The organism is Runella sp. R5_40 (assembly GCF_057652295.1).
The window spans coordinates 16,388-32,676 of the sequence record NZ_JBYFCH010000013.1 but is presented as its reverse complement, the minus strand read 5'-3'; the positions used below and the strand labels follow the sequence as shown (position 1 = coordinate 32,676).

At 44.3% G+C, this 16,289-nt stretch carries 20 protein-coding genes; 15 read left to right on the top strand and 5 right to left on the bottom strand.

The annotated features are described in order from the left end of the window. The first annotated feature begins 1 nt into the window (after position 1). Together AC23N5_RS20210 and AC23N5_RS20205 are read left to right on the top strand one after the other, a co-directional pair. A complete protein-coding gene (locus AC23N5_RS20210) occupies positions 2–1,099 on the top strand; it encodes an efflux RND transporter periplasmic adaptor subunit (RefSeq protein WP_487757003.1) in 1,098 nt (365 codons plus the stop codon). Then, a complete protein-coding gene (locus AC23N5_RS20205; protein WP_487757002.1) occupies positions 1,099–1,740 on the top strand; it encodes a hypothetical protein in 642 nt (213 codons plus the stop codon). Before AC23N5_RS20210 ends, AC23N5_RS20205 begins: the two co-directional genes overlap by 1 nt. Here the strand turns inward: AC23N5_RS20205 and AC23N5_RS20200 are convergent. Together AC23N5_RS20200 and AC23N5_RS20195 are read right to left on the bottom strand one after the other, a co-directional pair. Next, complete coding sequence (locus tag AC23N5_RS20200; RefSeq protein ID WP_183971267.1) at positions 1,708–2,826, bottom strand: DNA polymerase III subunit; 1,119 nt, start codon at positions 2,824–2,826, stop codon at positions 1,708–1,710. The genes AC23N5_RS20205 and AC23N5_RS20200 overlap by 33 nt on opposite strands. A 144-nt stretch (positions 2,827–2,970) precedes the next feature. Further along, a complete protein-coding gene (locus AC23N5_RS20195) occupies positions 2,971–4,170 on the bottom strand; it encodes an NAD(P)/FAD-dependent oxidoreductase (RefSeq protein ID WP_487757001.1) in 1,200 nt (399 codons plus the stop codon). Between the two features lie 192 nt (positions 4,171–4,362). Between AC23N5_RS20195 and AC23N5_RS20190 the strand changes: the two genes are divergently transcribed. From AC23N5_RS20190 to AC23N5_RS20170, 5 genes are read left to right on the top strand one after another with little or no spacing between them, the layout of a single operon-like run. After that, positions 4,363–5,373 carry a bestrophin family protein gene (locus tag AC23N5_RS20190; RefSeq protein ID WP_183971265.1) on the top strand — a complete coding sequence of 337 codons (1,011 nt, stop codon included), beginning with the start codon at positions 4,363–4,365 and terminating at the stop codon, positions 5,371–5,373. 18 nt (positions 5,374–5,391) lie between these two features. After that, positions 5,392–6,138: a hypothetical protein gene (locus AC23N5_RS20185; RefSeq protein ID WP_183971264.1), complete on the top strand. Its 747-nt coding sequence runs from the start codon at positions 5,392–5,394 to the stop codon at positions 6,136–6,138. 28 nt (positions 6,139–6,166) lie between these two features. Beyond that, positions 6,167–6,493 carry a HopJ type III effector protein gene (locus AC23N5_RS20180; protein WP_487757000.1) on the top strand — a complete coding sequence of 109 codons (327 nt, stop codon included), beginning with the start codon at positions 6,167–6,169 and terminating at the stop codon, positions 6,491–6,493. Between the two features lie 40 nt (positions 6,494–6,533). Next, positions 6,534–7,640 (top strand): alcohol dehydrogenase catalytic domain-containing protein, encoded by a 1,107-nt coding sequence (locus tag AC23N5_RS20175; protein ID WP_487756999.1) that lies wholly within the window; start codon positions 6,534–6,536, stop codon positions 7,638–7,640. A gap of 11 nt (positions 7,641–7,651) precedes the next feature. Continuing rightward, a complete protein-coding gene (locus AC23N5_RS20170) occupies positions 7,652–8,431 on the top strand; it encodes an alpha/beta hydrolase (protein WP_487756998.1) in 780 nt (259 codons plus the stop codon). A 10-nt stretch (positions 8,432–8,441) separates the two neighbouring features. Here the strand turns inward: AC23N5_RS20170 and AC23N5_RS20165 are convergent, their stop codons facing one another. Then, complete coding sequence (locus tag AC23N5_RS20165) at positions 8,442–8,780, bottom strand: winged helix-turn-helix transcriptional regulator (protein ID WP_487756997.1); 339 nt, start codon at positions 8,778–8,780, stop codon at positions 8,442–8,444. A 96-nt stretch (positions 8,781–8,876) separates the two neighbouring features. Between AC23N5_RS20165 and AC23N5_RS20160 the strand changes: the two genes are divergently transcribed. Continuing rightward, positions 8,877–9,194 (top strand): DUF4890 domain-containing protein, encoded by a 318-nt coding sequence (locus AC23N5_RS20160; protein WP_183971259.1) that lies wholly within the window; start codon positions 8,877–8,879, stop codon positions 9,192–9,194. Positions 9,195–9,212: 18 nt separating this feature from the next. Further along, the gene (locus AC23N5_RS20155; protein WP_183971258.1) at positions 9,213–9,782 is read left to right on the top strand and encodes a hypothetical protein; all 570 of its coding nucleotides are present in this window, start codon (positions 9,213–9,215) and stop codon (positions 9,780–9,782) included. A gap of 60 nt (positions 9,783–9,842) precedes the next feature. On the opposite strand, the gene AC23N5_RS20150 is transcribed toward AC23N5_RS20155, so the two are convergent. Continuing rightward, entirely contained in the window at positions 9,843–10,190 is a 348-nt protein-coding gene (locus AC23N5_RS20150; protein WP_310586958.1) for a winged helix-turn-helix transcriptional regulator, read from the bottom strand. 411 nt (positions 10,191–10,601) lie between these two features. On the opposite strand from AC23N5_RS20150, the gene AC23N5_RS20145 reads away from it, so the two are divergent. Beyond that, positions 10,602–11,360 carry a type 1 glutamine amidotransferase domain-containing protein gene (locus tag AC23N5_RS20145; RefSeq protein WP_487756996.1) on the top strand — a complete coding sequence of 253 codons (759 nt, stop codon included), beginning with the start codon at positions 10,602–10,604 and terminating at the stop codon, positions 11,358–11,360. 180 nt (positions 11,361–11,540) lie between these two features. On the opposite strand, the gene AC23N5_RS20140 is transcribed toward AC23N5_RS20145, so the two are convergent. Further along, a complete protein-coding gene (locus AC23N5_RS20140; protein ID WP_183971256.1) occupies positions 11,541–11,924 on the bottom strand; it encodes a GxxExxY protein in 384 nt (127 codons plus the stop codon). An 86-nt stretch (positions 11,925–12,010) separates the two neighbouring features. On the opposite strand from AC23N5_RS20140, the gene AC23N5_RS20135 reads away from it, so the two are divergent. The 5 genes from AC23N5_RS20135 (at position 12,011) to AC23N5_RS20115 (ending at position 16,237) form a co-directional block, all read left to right on the top strand. After that, positions 12,011–12,949, top strand: coding sequence for a bestrophin family protein (locus tag AC23N5_RS20135; RefSeq protein WP_487756995.1), 939 nt, complete (start codon positions 12,011–12,013; stop codon positions 12,947–12,949). Positions 12,950–12,964: 15 nt separating this feature from the next. After that, positions 12,965–13,585, top strand: a complete 621-nt coding sequence (locus tag AC23N5_RS20130; protein WP_487756994.1) for an NADPH-dependent F420 reductase — start codon at positions 12,965–12,967, stop codon at positions 13,583–13,585. Between the two features lie 83 nt (positions 13,586–13,668). Next, on the top strand, positions 13,669–13,935 hold the full coding sequence (locus AC23N5_RS20125) for a hypothetical protein (protein ID WP_487756993.1): 267 nt from the start codon (positions 13,669–13,671) through the stop codon (positions 13,933–13,935). Positions 13,936–14,156: 221 nt separating this feature from the next. Then, the gene (locus AC23N5_RS20120; protein ID WP_487756992.1) at positions 14,157–15,461 is read left to right on the top strand and encodes a sensor histidine kinase; all 1,305 of its coding nucleotides are present in this window, start codon (positions 14,157–14,159) and stop codon (positions 15,459–15,461) included. A 50-nt stretch (positions 15,462–15,511) separates the two neighbouring features. After that, entirely contained in the window at positions 15,512–16,237 is a 726-nt protein-coding gene (locus AC23N5_RS20115; RefSeq protein WP_487756991.1) for a response regulator transcription factor, read from the top strand. The last annotated feature ends 52 nt before the right edge of the window (positions 16,238–16,289 follow it).

The following is a 16,289-nucleotide window of genomic DNA, read 5'->3' as shown; positions in this document are numbered from 1 at the left end:
AATGAAAACCATTCTATTTATTTGTTTAGCCGTATTTATTGCTTTCGTAAGCTTCGTCCTCTTTCGGTCGTCCAAATCCACCTCATTACCACCGCAAAAGGCCAAAACCCAAAAGGTACAACCCACTTATACCCTCGGGCGGGTGTCGCAAGACAAAGTAGGAGAAGTTGTGCAACTGCCTGCCGAATTTAGGGCTTATCAGGAAGTAAACATCTATCCAAAAGCCGACGGTTTTGTAGAAAAAGTGCTGGTTGACCGCGGGAGTTTAGTCCGTAAGGGTCAAATTTTAATGGTATTAGACTCGCCAGAATCAGAGGAGAAGTTAATAGCAGCTCGCTCCAATAACCTTAAAGCCAACGCCTTACTAACCGCCAGTCGAGAACACTATTTGCGGCTGAAAGCCAGTAGCAAGGTGGCAGGCTCTGTAGCCGCACTTGAGTTGGAGGCTGCACGTGCCCGAATGATGGCCGACAGCGCATCTACCTTAGGCGAGGAAGCCAATTTTAGAGCCCTTACCAAAATCAGGGACTACCTAACGGTGCGCGCCCCTTTCGACGGCGTCATTACCGAACGGAACGTTCACCCTGGAACATTGGTGGGTTCGGGGGCAAAAATGGAGCGTCCGATGTTGGTACTACAACAACACAGCCGCTTGAGGCTAGTCGTGGATATTCCCGAATCGTACAGTGTTGGACTTACACAAGGCAAGACCGTTAGCTATACCGTTAGTGCCTTGCCTGGCAAGGTTTTTCAAGGAAAAATCAGTCGGCGTTCGGGTGACTTAAACGACCAATTCCGCTCCGAAACTGTCGAAATTGACGTTCCAAACGAAAAAAGCACCTTTAAATCAGGAATGTTTGCCGAAGTAATTTTAGACACCCACGGTTCGCCTGACGCCTTATCTGTACCCACCTCGGCCGTCATCACTTCCACCGAACGACAATACGTTATCTGCGTCGAAAATGGCCAAACCCGTTTCGTTGACGTCAGACGTGGGCAACAATCGGGCGAAAAAGTCGAAGTTTTCGGTCGCCTTACACCAGAAAGTCAAATTATTGTCAACGCACGAGAGGACATCAAAGAAGGAGCCAAAATTTAATGAAGCGATTATTTATTTTTCTTCAATTGTTAGGGGCGTTTGGGGTTTTGTCCATTGAGACTTCCTTTGCACAAAGTAAATTGGCAAACAACACCAACGGCATTTACCTCACCTTTGATGATTTTATCCATCAACGCCTCACCAATGGCTTTTCAAACGATGCCAAAGGCTATCATTTGCGCATTCCTCGCATGACTCGAATGAAATTAACCACCCCCGATTCGACCTACAACTACAGTTTGGAAGATGTATTTGGATACCGAGAAAATGGGGTTGATTGGTGCTATAAAGAAGGCTATTTGCTCGAAATTTTGGGTTATGAAGCCACATCGTCTTTACCCAAGGAAGAATTATGGCTTTTTGCGCGGCACGATTGGTCTGATACAGGCTCTTCTCAAACGTACTTTTTTAGCAAAACATTTCATGATAAACTCGTTTGGTTTACGCTCAAAAAAATAAAAAAGGCGTACGAAGAAGACCAGCCATTTCTGAACTTATTACAAATGGTCAAAAAGGGTCGTTTGTTAGACAATGCTACCAACACAGGTGAGCCGTTGATATTGGACATTTTTTCGTCAGCCCACAAACTGCATTTTAGTTCCCAGTTTTTACCCTCGCATCGTTCGAGCAGCCGTCAGTGAAATGTCCAAAAAAAGCACTTTAGCGCGGGCATTTCGCTCAAGGTGATAATACCCTTCCGTCATTTCTTGAATGAGCAATTCGATGGAAGCAGGTACAACTGCTTTCCCAAATTTTTGCACAAAACCCAGTTCTTCATCTTGCAAACGAAGCAAATCTTCCACGCCGTTTTGCCATAAAAACAAATCACGAAATAGATTGAGAGTGTAGTCAAAAATCCTTTTTTGTTTTTCTTTTCCAAGACCATCAAACTCATCCGCCAACTTCACCAAAGCCCCAAAATCGCGCGAGTAGCATTTCCGCATCCAATTGGCAAACCACGCATGGCGGTCGTCTTCGGTTTCGTGGGTCAAGCGCATGGCTTCCGACAAATTGCCTTCGCACAAAAACGCTATTTGCCGCGCACGGCGCTCGTCGATTCCTTTTTGGGATAAAAATTGAGTAACCTCTTCGTCATCAAAACCCCGCACTGCTACCCGTTGTGTCCGCGAAATAATGGTTGTCAGCAGCTTATCCGACTGGCTCGAAATGAGCAAAAACAACGTCTTTTGGGGAGGCTCTTCCAAAATTTTAAGCAGTGCATTGGCCGCCGCTGTATTGAGCAGTTCAGGCTGCCAAAACAACATAATTTTATACTCTCCCTCAAACGCTTTGAGTGAAAGTTTATTGATAATGCCGCGTGATTCACGAATAGGAATAATCCCCTGTTGATTACCCGTGGCATTGATATACGCCAACCAATCGGATAACGTTCGGTAAGGTTGTTCTTCCAGAAAAGCGCGCCATTTGGGAGTAAGCTCGGCCAACAAATCTTCGCCCTCTTTGGGTGTACGAGGCAATGGAAAGATGTGATACACGTCAGGATGGACGAGTTTACGCATTTTGATACACGATGGACACCGCCCACAAGAATCCTCGGGCTGTCGGTCTTCGCAATTGACATAAGTAGCAAACGCCCAAGCCAGCGCAATACCTGCCCCGCCTACGGGCCCGTCAAATAGCTGAGCATGAGCGACGTGGTTGGTTTGAACTGAGCGAATAAGCGCGCGTTTGGTTTCGTCGTGACCGATAATATCTTTAAACAGCAAAACAGAACGAAGTTTAATGTAGGCTGTAAAATTAAAGAATGTCGGTTGGTTTAAGGCATTCTTCTCTAAATAATCGTTCCCACCGACTTCTTGCTTTTTTGCAAGACACCGATGGGAACGTAAATAAGGAAACCTTCAAATCGACTAAGGCAGGTACGACAAACCGTGTCGTAGTTTCCACATAAAGTATTTTTCGAGCAATACTTTTCCAAAATCGTAGATTACGTTAGGAATCATTACGGCAAACTTCCTTGGTTTAAAGAGCGTGTTGCTGAAGATAATGACCTCTTTTTTTCCCGCATCCATGATACACAAACCTGTGATTTTTCCCCACGGCAATTCTTCCATTTTTGATTCACCTCGAACCGTTTTCACAATGTTATTGGCAACAATTTTACCCGAAACATCGCTTGGATACCCCGTTTTGGGAACCGAAAATGGAACAGAGCCTTGTTGGAAAGGAGGCTTCACGTCAACGGTAAGTCCAGCTGCCCAAATATTCGGAATGGTTTCGTGACGATACGAAGGCAACACAGGAATAAAATGGTTGGCAGGGGTGTTCAATTCGGGTGAATTGGCAATAAAATCAACTCCAATGAAAGGTGGCATAAACATATTAAACTGAGAAGAAATTTCTTCTCCTGTACTCAAAATCACCGATTTTTCGGTTACTTCTTTAATCCCTACTCCCGTACGGTAGTGGATATGGAACATCTCCATAAACTTCTTGAGCATTTCTTCTCCAAGTGGCATTCCTTCAATACCGAAGTGGCCTAAAAATGGCTCAGGAGTTACCCAATACAAATCTACTTTTTCACGAATATTTTGCTCGCGAAGCCATTTTTCTACGTTGAACAAAAACTCATACGCTGCCCCCATGCAACCTGCTCCTTGCGTAGCTCCAATCACAATAGAGCCTGGATTTTTCTTAAATTCCTCCAATTTGGCGCGTGTATCCATCGCACCAGGAGGCGTTCCGATGTAGCAAGTGTGTTCTTTAATGCCTGGTGCAATGTCAAACTTTACCTTAGGCCCAGTGGCAATCACCAATTGGTCATAGGTGTATTCTCCCTTTTCAGTAACAACCTTGTTTTCGGAAGGTATCACTTTGGTAGCGGTATCTAAAACAAACTTTACACCGCGTTTTTCTAACACTTTTTTTCGGGGAACAACAATTTCGGACACCTCACGACGCTTGGTGGGTACCCAAATCAAGGAAGGGATATATATAAAATTCTCGTTACGGTCGATGAGGGTAACTTCTGCTTTCTCTTTTAGTTTACGTTTAATTTCGAGTGCGGCTGTTGCTCCTGCAAAATTTCCGCCGACAACAAGTACTTTCATGAGTATAATGATTGGTAAGACTCCCGAAAGTAGTCACTCTCCTTTATCAAAACAGACACAATAGTCAGCTAAAAACATGACTTCTATCATCCCCTCACGTCTTACCTATACCCCCATGTTCCTCCCAAAAATTTGGTTATATTAAGAGGAAAAAATAATTTGTAAACTCATTTCAAAACCCAACATAGCCCCATGCACGCAGGAAAAAGATATTCAACCGCCGAGCTTCTCATCTGGACTCGAAAAAACATCCTCAAATTCGTCATTCTGAGCGTCATACCTGTGCTTTTGTACGAATATGTAAACTTGCAATGGCTGGCCGTACCTTGGACAGTAGTCGCCTTGTTAGGTACTGCCACGGCCTTCATTGTGGGTTTTAAGAATACCCAAACCTACAACCGAACCTGGGAGGCACGGCAAATTTGGGGTAGTATTCTCAACAGTAGCCGCGCGTGGGGCGTTATGGCACGCGATTTTTTGGACAATCCTCAACAATCTAAACAACTGGTTTATCGGCATTTTGCGTGGCTAACCGCCTTGCGCTATGCCATGCGCGATGGCCGCTCGTGGGAAGCACAGTCGCTTCAGCACAACCTCGAGTACCAAGACAAATATTATTCTGTTCCTGAAAAACAAAGCTCGTTGGAAAGCGAATTGGAAAAATACCTTTCGAAAGACGAGCTTTCGTATATCATGGGTACCAAAAACAAGGCGGCTCAACTGCTGAGCTTACAAAGCAAAACCATCAAGGAGTTGTACCGCAACCACCAAATCGACAGCATTCAATTTGTTGAAATGCAACGCGCTATCAAGGATTTGTACGACCAGCAAGGCCGCAGCGAACGCATCAAAAACTTCCCCTATCCGCGTCAGTTTGCGACCATCAACACCGTTTTTATTCGGATTTTTTGCATTCTCCTCCCCTACGGAATGCTCAAAGATTTTGACAAACTCAACGAAACCATTTCGGGCGTCTTGCAAGGACACATGATTTGGTTTGTGGTGCCGTTTAGTATTCTGATTTGCTGGATGTACACCACGCTCGACCAAGTGGGTGAAAGTACCGAAAACCCATTTGAAGGAAGTCCCAACGACGTTCCGATTTCACAAATGAGCCGAACCATCGAAATTGACATGCGAGAAATGCTCGGAGAAACTGACCTTCCACCCGCCATTCAACCCCAAAATAACATTGTTTTATAACCCAAATTCTCAAAAATCATGCTCAAGAAAGAAAAATTAAAAATCATCCGTCAGTGGTATCCTAATGCCATTACGACCATCGACAGTGTCAATCGTTTTATTGATTTTATTGAAGAACACCTTGACCTCGAACCCGAACAAGTAATGCTTGCCGACAGCGTTTGTAGCGACGACGTCAACAGTATTCAATATCCTGCTCGTACGAAAGAACTGCTCGGCCCCTTCAAAATGGGTGGCCTAGACGGGTTTCCTTTTACGGGACTGACGGGCATGGGCGCTTTTGCCAGCCACGTTCCCGACGATGGCGCGGTGTTTATCTACTACGGCCCGCACATCGGAATCACTAAAACAGGAACTATTGGAGAAATTCACCGTTTTGGTCAGCACAAAAATAGCGGCTGCTGCGGAGCTGCGAAGGGAGCGTTGGCCAAATTAATGAACGACCAAATTGTGGAAGGGAATGTCACTGATTTGGATTACCAAATGAATACCCTTGAACAGATATTACTCAAACAAAAAGAACGGATTCTCTCTGCTAAAACGCCACTATTTGAGGCAACCGAAGTAATTTATGAAGCCATCGACGCTCGCATTTGCGAATTGGTTTCAAAAACTACCTACAACTGCAAATACGTGATTTTGATGGGGGCAGTTCTTATCAACAGTGATACCGACATGGGGTCTTATACCTCCGCCAAACGCTTTGAGTTAATCAACTTAGAATCGGGCCAAAAACGTGATTTGATGGAATTGCTGACCGTATAATTCCTACCTTTGTGGCAAAAAAAGACCCATGATTTTAGATCAAATTAAAGCCAACGAAGTCAGTTTTCAAGAAGTGATTGCCCACATTGAGGCAAATTTTGAGTTTACCCCTACGGCATTCAAGAACGGAGACACCTACAATGCCGTGGGACAAAACTCGGGTTCGTGCAAAGTATTTTCTTTTGCCAAAATATCAGGTTTAAGCCAACAAGATACCCTCCACTGCTTTGGTGATTTTTACAACAAAGACGTCCTCGGCGACCCCGATGGCACCGACCACCAAAACATCCGCAACTTTATCAAGTACGGTTGGGACGGCATTCAGTTTGAGGGTGAAGCATTGAAAGCGCACTAATTCGTGAGATAAGCTGCAACATTTAAAAAAGCACGAATCCATGTTACAATCCAAAGCCGCCGTTGCCGATGGCAACGGCCATTTTTCCATTCAAAATATCACCGTAGCCGACCCGCAAGGCGATGAAGTCTTGGTAGAAATCAAGGCCGCAGGGGTATGCCATACCGATTGGGATTCGCAGTCGTGGGGGAAGCCGCTGGTTATGGGGCACGAGGGGGCTGGTATCGTAAAAAAAGTAGGAAATCGCGTAAAATCGCTACAAGTGGGAGACAAAGTAATGCTCAATTGGGCGATTCCCTGCTACGAATGTTTTCAATGCCAAGAAGGAAACCAACACATTTGCGAACGTAACTCGGCAGTCACGGCGGGAAATAGACTAAGCGAAGGCCATGCGACTTTCAGTTCAACCACCTACAACGATATTCCGATTGAACGTGCCTTTAGCCTCGGTACCATGTCCGAATACACCCTTGTGCGTGAGGCCGCGTGCGTCAAAATGCACGTTGAGATGCCTTTCAGCTCTGCGGCGATTGTCGGCTGTGGCGTGATGACAGGCTACGGTTCAGTGGTCAATGCCGCCAAGGTAAAACCAGGCACATCGGTGGTAGTATTGGGTACGGGCGGCGTGGGTCTGAACGTCATCCAAGGCGCACGCATCGCAGGAGCAGGCAAAATCATTGCCGTCGATATTAATCCTTTGCGCCTCGAAATGGCCAAAGAATACGGCGCCACGCACACGGTTTTGGCCGAAAAAACCGACAAAGGCTTGGTGAATGCGTCCAAAGTAGTTAAAACCATGACCGACGGGCGCGGTGCCGATTATGCGTTTGAATGTACCGCCATTCCAGAATTGGGAGCAGCACCGTTGGCGATGGTTCGAAATGCGGGGATGGCCGTTCAGGTCAGCGGCATAGAGCAGGAGATTGTGATTGATATGAATTTATTTGAATGGGATAAAGTATATATCAACCCGTTGTACGGCAAGACCCGTCCACAAATAGACTTCCCCATTTTGCAAGACCTCTACGCCAAAGGTGATTTGATTTTAGACGAAATGGTGACCCGTACCTACCCGCTCAGTGATTTGTCGCAGGCGTTTGCCGACATGCACGCGGGCGTGAATGCCAAAGGAGTCATTGTGTTTTAAAAACAACCCCTATGAGTTCATTTTTTACGACCGAAAATGCCTTTTTTCAAGGTTTACACTTTATTACCGTGAAAAGTAATGCGTTGAAAAAACGGGCAGATTTAACCGTTTATACCCCATCAAAGGCGGAGGGAGTGCTTCCTATTGTCATTTTGTTACACGGCGTATATGGTAGCCACTGGGCTTGGGCAGTAAAAGGAAAAGTACACGAAACGGCACAAAAACTCATTGACGCAGGACAAATCACCCCCATGATTTTGGTAATGCCGTCTGATGGATTGTACGGGGATGGCAGTGGTTATGTACCCCACAAAACCGCCGATTATGAGCGTTGGATTGTAGAAGATGTACTACAAGTAGTAAAAGAGCAGTTCCCGCAAGCGACGGACGAGTCGCCCGTTTTTATTACGGGGCTATCGATGGGTGGTTTTGGGGCAATGCGCTTGGGAGCTAAGTACCCCAACTTATTTCGGGCGTTTTCGGGCTTGTCAAGTATTACCCATTTCAATCAGCTTGGTGAGTTTGTGGAAGACTTTGACCAATTACAAACCGATGCGTTGGAACAAGACGGCGTGTGGGAGTATTTGCTCCAAAACGAAGGCTGTTTACCTCCTTTTCGTTTCGATTGTGGTAGCGAAGACATTTTGATTGAACACAACCGAGAATTACACAAAAACCTAACTGCCAACAACATACCTCATACCTACCAAGAATTTTCAGGCGGTCATTCGTGGGAGTATTGGGAAGAACACATTGCGGATACGTTGCTGTTTTTTAATCAATACGTTTAACCCGCTTTCTTTACTCCACTTTCATATCCTGCAACCCCCACTTACTCATGGCATCAATGATGGGCACTAACGTTTGGCCATAATCTGACATTTTATATTCCACACGGGGTGGAATTTCGGCATAAATAATGCGTTCCACCAGCCCATCTTCTTCCAATTCTCGCAGTTGATTCACGAGCATCTGTTTACTAATATCAGGAATCGCCCTTTGAAGCATCGAAAAACGGTTGCAGTCTTTTCGTATCAAATGAATAATGACGGGCTTCCACTTTCCCCCAATCAGGTTCATGCAATGCGTCACAGGGCAACCATTCGGGTTAAAATCTTTGTTTTTTCTCTTATCTTCCATTAGTCTATTTTTTTGTACTATATATAAAAAATATGACTACTTATTTTTTACAGACAAATATAAGAGTTTTGTAGCGTTAACTTAAAAAACAGACAAATGAAAACAAAGCAAATCATCCTCGGACTGGCCCTGCTTGCCATCTCAGCCATCAGTTTCAAGGCATTCAGCTTTTCCCGCCTCAATAAGGAAGAAAAGATAAAGCACATTACCGAAAAAATGGCAAAAAAACTGTCGCTGACAGAGGAGCAAAAAACAAAAGTGTTTCAAATCAACCTCGAAAGAGCCAATGGGCATGAAGAAGCCTACAAGCAAGGCCGAAAAAAAGAAGTGATTTATGCAGCTGTTGCCAAATGGCAGGCCGAGTTGAAACAGGTATTAACCACCGAGCAAGCACAAAAATTGCGTATTAACTAACATTAAAATCAACAAAAAATGACAATTGAGCAGATTAAAACGTACGTACAAGGTGGCGAATGGGTAAGTATTTCGCCTGAACTGCGTCCTTTTGAAGACAGACTTGGCACTGGTAAAATTGAACCTTTTTATGTTCAGCGCAATTTTCAATATTTTTCCAATGACCGTTTTGAGGGAAGTATTTTAAGTTCAGCAGACCCCTATGGACAGCTTCCTTTGGTAAAATTCACCTTTAAAGGGCACACTATTTGGGGTAAAGCCCACCCAATTGCTGAGGGGGCTTTTGAGGTTGATTACATCTTGGATGAAGGTTTTGAAGTAACTCCCTTACACCCCATGTTTGCCGACCAACTCAACTCTGCTCCCGTAGAAGGTCTAAACACTTGGGCAGTTGGCGTAACGCAAGACATCAAAGGAAAAGAATTTCCATTGTTTGGGGTAAAAGCGGGTGAAACAGTAGGCGATTATGACCTTATCTACATCTACAATGATATGCTCTTTATGGGGGGCAAACATGTGGACGGGAGAGGCTTTGACAAACCCGAAAACCGTCCAACTAATTTACAGGTACCCATTGTAAGAAAGTAGTCATTGAAGGGGCAAAAATCTGTGAACGGAGGTTTGTCCCTTCTGCTATTATTTAAAAAGTCATTTATCATTTATCCCCATTTCATCCATCAGTTCTAGTCCATAGTTTCTGATAACTTTCACTACTTCGATAGCTCTGAGCCCGCGTTCAGTGATGGTGTATTCGGTTTTGGGTGGCACAACTGCATATACTTTTCTTACCACAAATCCATCGTCTTCGAGTTCTCGCAGTTGGGTAGTGAGCATTTTTTGCGATATATGCGGAATGTCTTTCTGTAACTCACTGTACCGCATAACACGGTCTTTCAACCGCCACAAAATCGGCATTTTCCAGGTCCCACCAATTCGGTCCATTGCGAACTCTACTGGATTGTAATACATTTTACCGTTGTATCTAAAATCTCCCATTTTGAATTAGTCAGTGTAGAACTATTTGAACCCGCTGATTTCGCAGAATAAATACCCGCAAAACAGCGCAGAATCAGTCAGCGAAAATCTGCGAAAAAATCTGCGTGAGTCTGCGGGTAGAAAAACTTTAACCCGCTGATTGCGCAGAATAAATACCCGCAGAACAGCGCAGAATCAGTCAGCGGAAATCTGCGAAAAAATCTGCGTGAGTCTGCGGGTAAAAAATTTTAACCCACTGATTGCGCAGCAATTACGCTTATTCGAGACCTATCTGTCTTCAAAAATAAACATACATCTTCATAATTCTATACATACTTTTTAGTGCGTATCATACAAAAAAGTGGTACACATGGTTTTGTGTGCTTGGCCTCCCAATTTTGCCCCACAAATAAACGACCAAAACACCTCACAATGATTACTGAAATTAACAGCTACGTACATTTCCACGGCGCACCTACTAAGGGCAAAATTTTAATGGTAGCCAGTTCGCCAAGTGTCTCACAACAAACAGGTTGGCCCATTGGTTTTTGGGTAGCCGAACTCACACACCCACTTCGCGTTTTCCAAGAAGCGGGCTATGAAGTAGAACTAGTATCGACCGAAGGTGGAAAATTGGAGATGGATACTTACTCAAATCCTGCCGATGCTAGTGGGTATTCTGCTCACGATGTAATTTCGTTGGGCTACATGCAGCAGCAGTGGTTCAACGAAATGCTTTCTAGCACCAAAAAACTAACCGAAGTAAAGGCAGACGAATACGATGCTATCTTTTTGGTGGGCGGCCAAGGCCCGATGTACACGTTTCGCGGCAACCAAGAACTAGAAAAACTTTTTGCGGATTTCTATGAAGCGGGTAAGCCAAGTGCCGCCGTTTGTCACTCGACAACGTTGTTGCTAGAAGCTAAAAAATCAAACGGCGAACTAATTGTCGCAGGAAAAACGTGGACGGGTTTTGCCGATGCTGAAGAAGAATTTGCTGACCAAGCCGTGGGCATGAAAATTCAGCCCTACCGCATCGAAACCGAAGCTCAGAAATTAGCAGGAACGACTTTCAAAGTAGCTGCTCCGTTCTCATCATACGCAATCCAAGACGGGAATTTGATTACGGGTCAACAACAAAATTCGGGTGCCGCTGCGGCTGAATTGGTGGTAAAAATTTTAACCCGCTGATTACGCAGAATAAATACCCGCAGAGCAGCACAGAATCAGTCAGCGGAAGTCTGCGAAAAAATCTGCGTGAGTCGGCGGGTAGAAAAATTTTAACCCGCTGATTATGCAGAATTAATACCCGCAGAACAGCGCAGAATCAGTCAGCGGAAGTCTGCGAAAAAATCTGCGAGAGTCGGCGGACTAAGAAGCTAAACCATTGACTTTTCGAAAAATGCTTTTTGAAATATCATCCGTATTAAAATTCACCAATATACCGAGTTTCATTCCTGAAAGCTTTAAATAGGTAATGACCTGTTTGTGATGAACATCCAAAAGATTTTCAACCGATTTGAGTTCAATAATGACCTTGTTGTCAACCACAATGTCCAAGCGATAGGCAATATCCACCCTCATTTCCTCATAAATCATGGGAAGATTTACTTGGTTACTAACCATCAAACCTTCCTTACGAAGCTCATACATTAAAGCAACTTCATAAGCACTTTCTAAAAGTCCAGGTCCAAGATTTTTAAACACCTTGAAAATACAGCCTCGTATTTTGTAAGAAATATCGTTTTCGGTCATTTTTCTATCTTTTTGGGCTGGCTTATGACTGATTCAAAACAAGAAGGTAACTTCAATTCATCGAGACGAAACGAATTTTAACAATCATGATTCTACGCAAAGTATTTAACCCTATTGCCGTTGCTCGTTACATGCGTACCGAATTGCTTGCCTCGGCAGGCCTCTCCGTTGCTGTTTATTTTTTATACCACAATCAGCACCTCGAAAAAGTAGTTTTACCCTTTTCCGTCGCAGCTATTTTAGGGAGTGCCTTGGCCATTTTTTTGGCTTTTCGCAACAACAATTCCTACAATCGCTGGTGGGAGGCGCGCACCCTTTGGGGGAGTATTATTAACAATAGTCGAATTTTTGCCCGCCAAATCATCGCCAATGCCGACAATGCCGTCGCGATTGGCAAAGCCTCCTCACAGCAGGTCGATGACTACAAAAGGGAATTAATGTACCGTCAGATTGCCTTTGCCCATGCACTGCGCTTGCACCTTCGTCGTCAAGATTCGTGGGACGAGGTCAAACACTTATTGTCAGAACATGAGTACCAACACCTCCTCCAAAAAACTAACAAGCCCAACTATTTACTTCAAAATCAAGGCATTCGTATCAAAGAAGGAATGCGTTCAGAAATTTTAGGGGCATTTGACAACATTAGTCTCGAACCTACACTAGCAGGCTTCAACAATTTCCAAGGGGCTTGTGAACGCATTAAAAACACGCCCCTGTTGCGCCAATACCACTTTTTCACTAAATTATTTATGGTGGTGTTTATGGTTATTCTTCCGTTTTCTTTAATAGGCGACTTCAATAAAATGGGCATTCCTGCGCTGATGATTCCCGTGAGTATCTTGGTTTCGTTCGTATTTGGGGTAATGGGAAAGGTAGGTGAAGTCAACGAAGACCCATTTGAAAATCGAATTACGGACGTTCCAATGACGTCTATTTGCAATATGATTGAGCGGGACTTGAAAGAAATGCTGGAAGAACGTAACTTACCTACTAAAATCGAAGCCGAAAACGGATTTGTTTTCTAAAAAAACTAAACAGATATGAAAATAGCAATCATCGGTTCGGGTAACGTCGGCGGGGCGTTGGCTCAGAAGTTTATCGGTGCAGGACATACCGTCTTGATGGGAGCCAAATTCCCGTTAAGCGACAAGTCAATCAAGCTCGCTACCCAAATCGGCGAAGACCGTTTTACAAGCATCGAAAGTGCTGTCCAACAATGCGACATCATTGTGCTCGCTACGCCTGCCCCTTTGGCCCCAGAAGTAGCCCAATCGCTGGGCAATACCACGGGCAAAGTAATCATCGACACCATGAACATCGTGATGGGGCGTGGCCCCGCAGGTTTTACCAATACCTCGGAAGCCATTTTGGCCAACACCGCCACCACCGACGTGGTGAAGTGCTTTAACACCACAGGCTTTAATAACATGCTTGACCCTACTTATGGTGACCACGCCATCGACGCATTTGTGGCGGGTGACTCAGAAAAAGGGAAAACCATTGCTTCGCAATTAGCGTTGGATGCGGGTTTTGGTGCTTGCTACGACGTAGGTGGAAATGATAAATTTCAACTCATGGAACAGTTTGCTTTCTTTTGGATAAACCTTGCGATGTTCAAAGGCCAAGGCCGCGACATTGGTTTTAAGCTAATGAGACGCTAGGTACTCAAGCACACGTTAATCGTTATCTGTTAATTGTTATCCGTTCAAAGTCAACGAATTACACCAAGGCAAACACCCTAATTTTGCTTTCTTACTTAAAAGCACATTCTGCACTTACATTTAGCAAAACGCCACCCTACGGAGACTCCGCAGGGTGGCGTTTTTTTAGCACCAAGCTATCAACTTACAATTTCGCAATGGCTTTTGATTTTGAAAGTTTACTCGGTTTTGCCGATGCTGTTTTGGCACAAGATGTTTGGCAATTTTTGTCGTTTTTGGCGCAAGCCTCTGTTTTTTCGCAAGCAGTTTTGCAACACTTCGACTTGTCGCAGCAGTTAGGGCTTGATTGAGCTGACACTCCAGCCGTTGCTACAGCTACCAAAAACAACGCAGACAAAAGAACTTTTTTCATGATAAAAATACGTTAAAGAATGATTAATTGATTTGATTGTTTTAACGCTACAAAGGTACGGCAGCCTCCCCTTTGCTTGGTGTCATTGGGATGTTACCCACTTGTTATCAAGTTGTTATTTTAGGGGTTTATTCTCTAGCTAGGTGTTACATTTGTTCTATGAAAATTCAACGAAACAACCTATCGGTCATTCTTATCGCGTCGGCGCTGGGAGGAATTGCGCTGGTAGTAATTCAATTGATTTGGATGCGGCACTCCTGGCAACTCTCAGAAGAGATTTTTAACCAGCGTGTGTCAATGGCGCTTTGTGCTACCATCGAAACCTACGATGGCGGTTCTCTGTGCGCGGGGAGTCATTGTTCAATGGCCAAAAACTCGGAAACGCTTGTCCTCGCCAATGTCAATCATTTACCCGCAGGATTGATTGATAAGCCCGATTTTCGAACCGAACTCAACAAAACACTGGCATTCTATCAAATTGATTTGGACTACCAATTGAGCCTTTCGACCACCAAACAATGTCAACCCGATGTTTATCAAACCGTCGTATCGTTGCCATCTTTAAAAGGCAAAGAAGCGTATCTACGAATGAGTTTTCCCAATAAAAAAAGCTTCATTCTTCGCAGTATGAACTTGATGATGTTCGCTACGGTCATAATTTTGATTTTTGTGACAGTACTCCTATTACTTGTCAACTGGTCGTTGATGAAACAAAAACGCTTGCTACAAACCAACGTTGATTTTTTCAATAACATGGCCCATGAATTCCGAACTCCACTCAGCAATATCGGATTGGCCGTAAACATGTTATCCAAAAAACACGGCGAACTGAAAGGCAATCAATTAATAGACATCATCCGTCGCGAAAACAAGCAACTGCTGCACGAAGTAGAGCGAGTTTTACAGTTGGCCAAAGTTGAAAATGGCGACTACGCCCTCGAAAAAGAACACGTATCGGTAAGCCAGCTCCTCCAAAATGCCATTGATAGCTTGTCCATGCCAATTGCCGAGCGCCAAGCTACGCTCTTACTCGAAGATGTCCCTAACGACCTTTATATCTTTGGAGATAAACAACATTTGGGAAATGTTTTCCGCAATTTGCTTGATAACGCCCTCAAATACACCAAAGAACGACCCTTGATTCGGATTTCAGCTAAAACCGACGATAAAGGCGTAATAATAGCGGTTCAGGATAACGGCATTGGGATTCCGACGAATCAACGAGAAATGATTTTTGAGAAATTTCAACGCATTCATCACGGAGACAAGCACGCTGCCAAAGGTTTTGGGCTAGGATTGTCCTACGTTAAAAGTATGATTGAACTGCACAACGGCTTTGTGCGGGTTAGTAGCGAAGAAAATCGTGGAAGTAAGTTTGAGGTATATCTCCCTACGGTATCAAACGAGGGTTTGACTAGGTCAGACGATAGTCAGACCGTGAAAAATCGTCAAAGTATGGTCTGACTACCGTCTGACCATCAATGGCCTTAACTAACACCCACAATCATCTGAAAATGAAACAAAAACAACGCATTTTACTGGTAGAAGATGACCTCAGCATGGGCTTTTTGTTGACGGAATTTTTGGAGGATAATGGCTTTGAAGTAAAACTGTGCCGCGACGGAGAAAGTGGACTTGTCGCCCTTCAACGTAGCCCGTTTGACCTATGTATTTTTGACATAATGATGCCCAACATGGATGGTTTTACGCTGGCACAACATTGTCGAGCAAAATCAACAACCACTCCATTCTTATTTTTAACAGCACGGTCTCTCAAAGACGACAAACTCAAAGGGTTTGAGTTGGGTGCCGAAGATTACATTACCAAGCCCTTTGACGAAGACGAGTTGCTGTGCCGTATCAAAGTGCTACTGCGTCGGCAAGTCTCCCCTGCTACCGCCGTGCCCAGCCAACGGTTTTCCATCGGTGCGTATGTGTTTGATTACTCGCGGCAAGAATTAACGTACCAAAACGAAACGTGGCGCTTGACCGAAACCGAGAACGAAGTATTAAAACTACTGTGTCAGCACCAAAACCAAATCCTGCGCCGTGAAGATGCGGTGGAAAAAATTTATGGCAAAAAGGATTATTTCTTAGGTCGCAGTTTTGACGTTTTTATTTCAAAACTCCGCAAAATGCTCCAGCACGACTCCCGCATTAGCATCGACAATGTATTTCGGGTGGGTTTCATTCTAAATGTACAAACCGACACTATTTTGCCAATTTCTTCCGAGGTTTAGCACCGCTATTTGTATCTTTGCAGGGTCAACAGCCTTACAAAACAAATTACTC

Bases quoted from the DNA above. Each gene is read 5' to 3' on its own strand.
- AC23N5_RS20210 (WP_487757003.1), top strand. From the start codon at position 2: ATGAAAACCATTCTATTTATTTGTTTAGCCGTATTTATTGCTTTCGTA.
- AC23N5_RS20205 (WP_487757002.1), top strand. From the start codon at position 1,099: ATGAAGCGATTATTTATTTTTCTTCAATTGTTAGGGGCGTTTGGGGTT.
- AC23N5_RS20195 (WP_487757001.1), bottom strand. From the start codon at position 4,170: ATGAAAGTACTTGTTGTCGGCGGAAATTTTGCAGGAGCAACAGCCGCA.
- AC23N5_RS20190 (WP_183971265.1), top strand. From the start codon at position 4,363: ATGCACGCAGGAAAAAGATATTCAACCGCCGAGCTTCTCATCTGGACT.
- AC23N5_RS20185 (WP_183971264.1), top strand. From the start codon at position 5,392: ATGCTCAAGAAAGAAAAATTAAAAATCATCCGTCAGTGGTATCCTAAT.
- AC23N5_RS20180 (WP_487757000.1), top strand. From the start codon at position 6,167: ATGATTTTAGATCAAATTAAAGCCAACGAAGTCAGTTTTCAAGAAGTG.
- AC23N5_RS20175 (WP_487756999.1), top strand. From the start codon at position 6,534: ATGTTACAATCCAAAGCCGCCGTTGCCGATGGCAACGGCCATTTTTCC.
- AC23N5_RS20170 (WP_487756998.1), top strand. From the start codon at position 7,652: ATGAGTTCATTTTTTACGACCGAAAATGCCTTTTTTCAAGGTTTACAC.
- AC23N5_RS20165 (WP_487756997.1), bottom strand. From the start codon at position 8,780: ATGGAAGATAAGAGAAAAAACAAAGATTTTAACCCGAATGGTTGCCCT.
- AC23N5_RS20160 (WP_183971259.1), top strand. From the start codon at position 8,877: ATGAAAACAAAGCAAATCATCCTCGGACTGGCCCTGCTTGCCATCTCA.
- AC23N5_RS20155 (WP_183971258.1), top strand. From the start codon at position 9,213: ATGACAATTGAGCAGATTAAAACGTACGTACAAGGTGGCGAATGGGTA.
- AC23N5_RS20150 (WP_310586958.1), bottom strand. From the start codon at position 10,190: ATGGGAGATTTTAGATACAACGGTAAAATGTATTACAATCCAGTAGAG.
- AC23N5_RS20145 (WP_487756996.1), top strand. From the start codon at position 10,602: ATGATTACTGAAATTAACAGCTACGTACATTTCCACGGCGCACCTACT.
- AC23N5_RS20140 (WP_183971256.1), bottom strand. From the start codon at position 11,924: ATGACCGAAAACGATATTTCTTACAAAATACGAGGCTGTATTTTCAAG.
- AC23N5_RS20135 (WP_487756995.1), top strand. From the start codon at position 12,011: ATGATTCTACGCAAAGTATTTAACCCTATTGCCGTTGCTCGTTACATG.
- AC23N5_RS20130 (WP_487756994.1), top strand. From the start codon at position 12,965: ATGAAAATAGCAATCATCGGTTCGGGTAACGTCGGCGGGGCGTTGGCT.
- AC23N5_RS20120 (WP_487756992.1), top strand. From the start codon at position 14,157: ATGAAAATTCAACGAAACAACCTATCGGTCATTCTTATCGCGTCGGCG.
- AC23N5_RS20115 (WP_487756991.1), top strand. From the start codon at position 15,512: ATGAAACAAAAACAACGCATTTTACTGGTAGAAGATGACCTCAGCATG.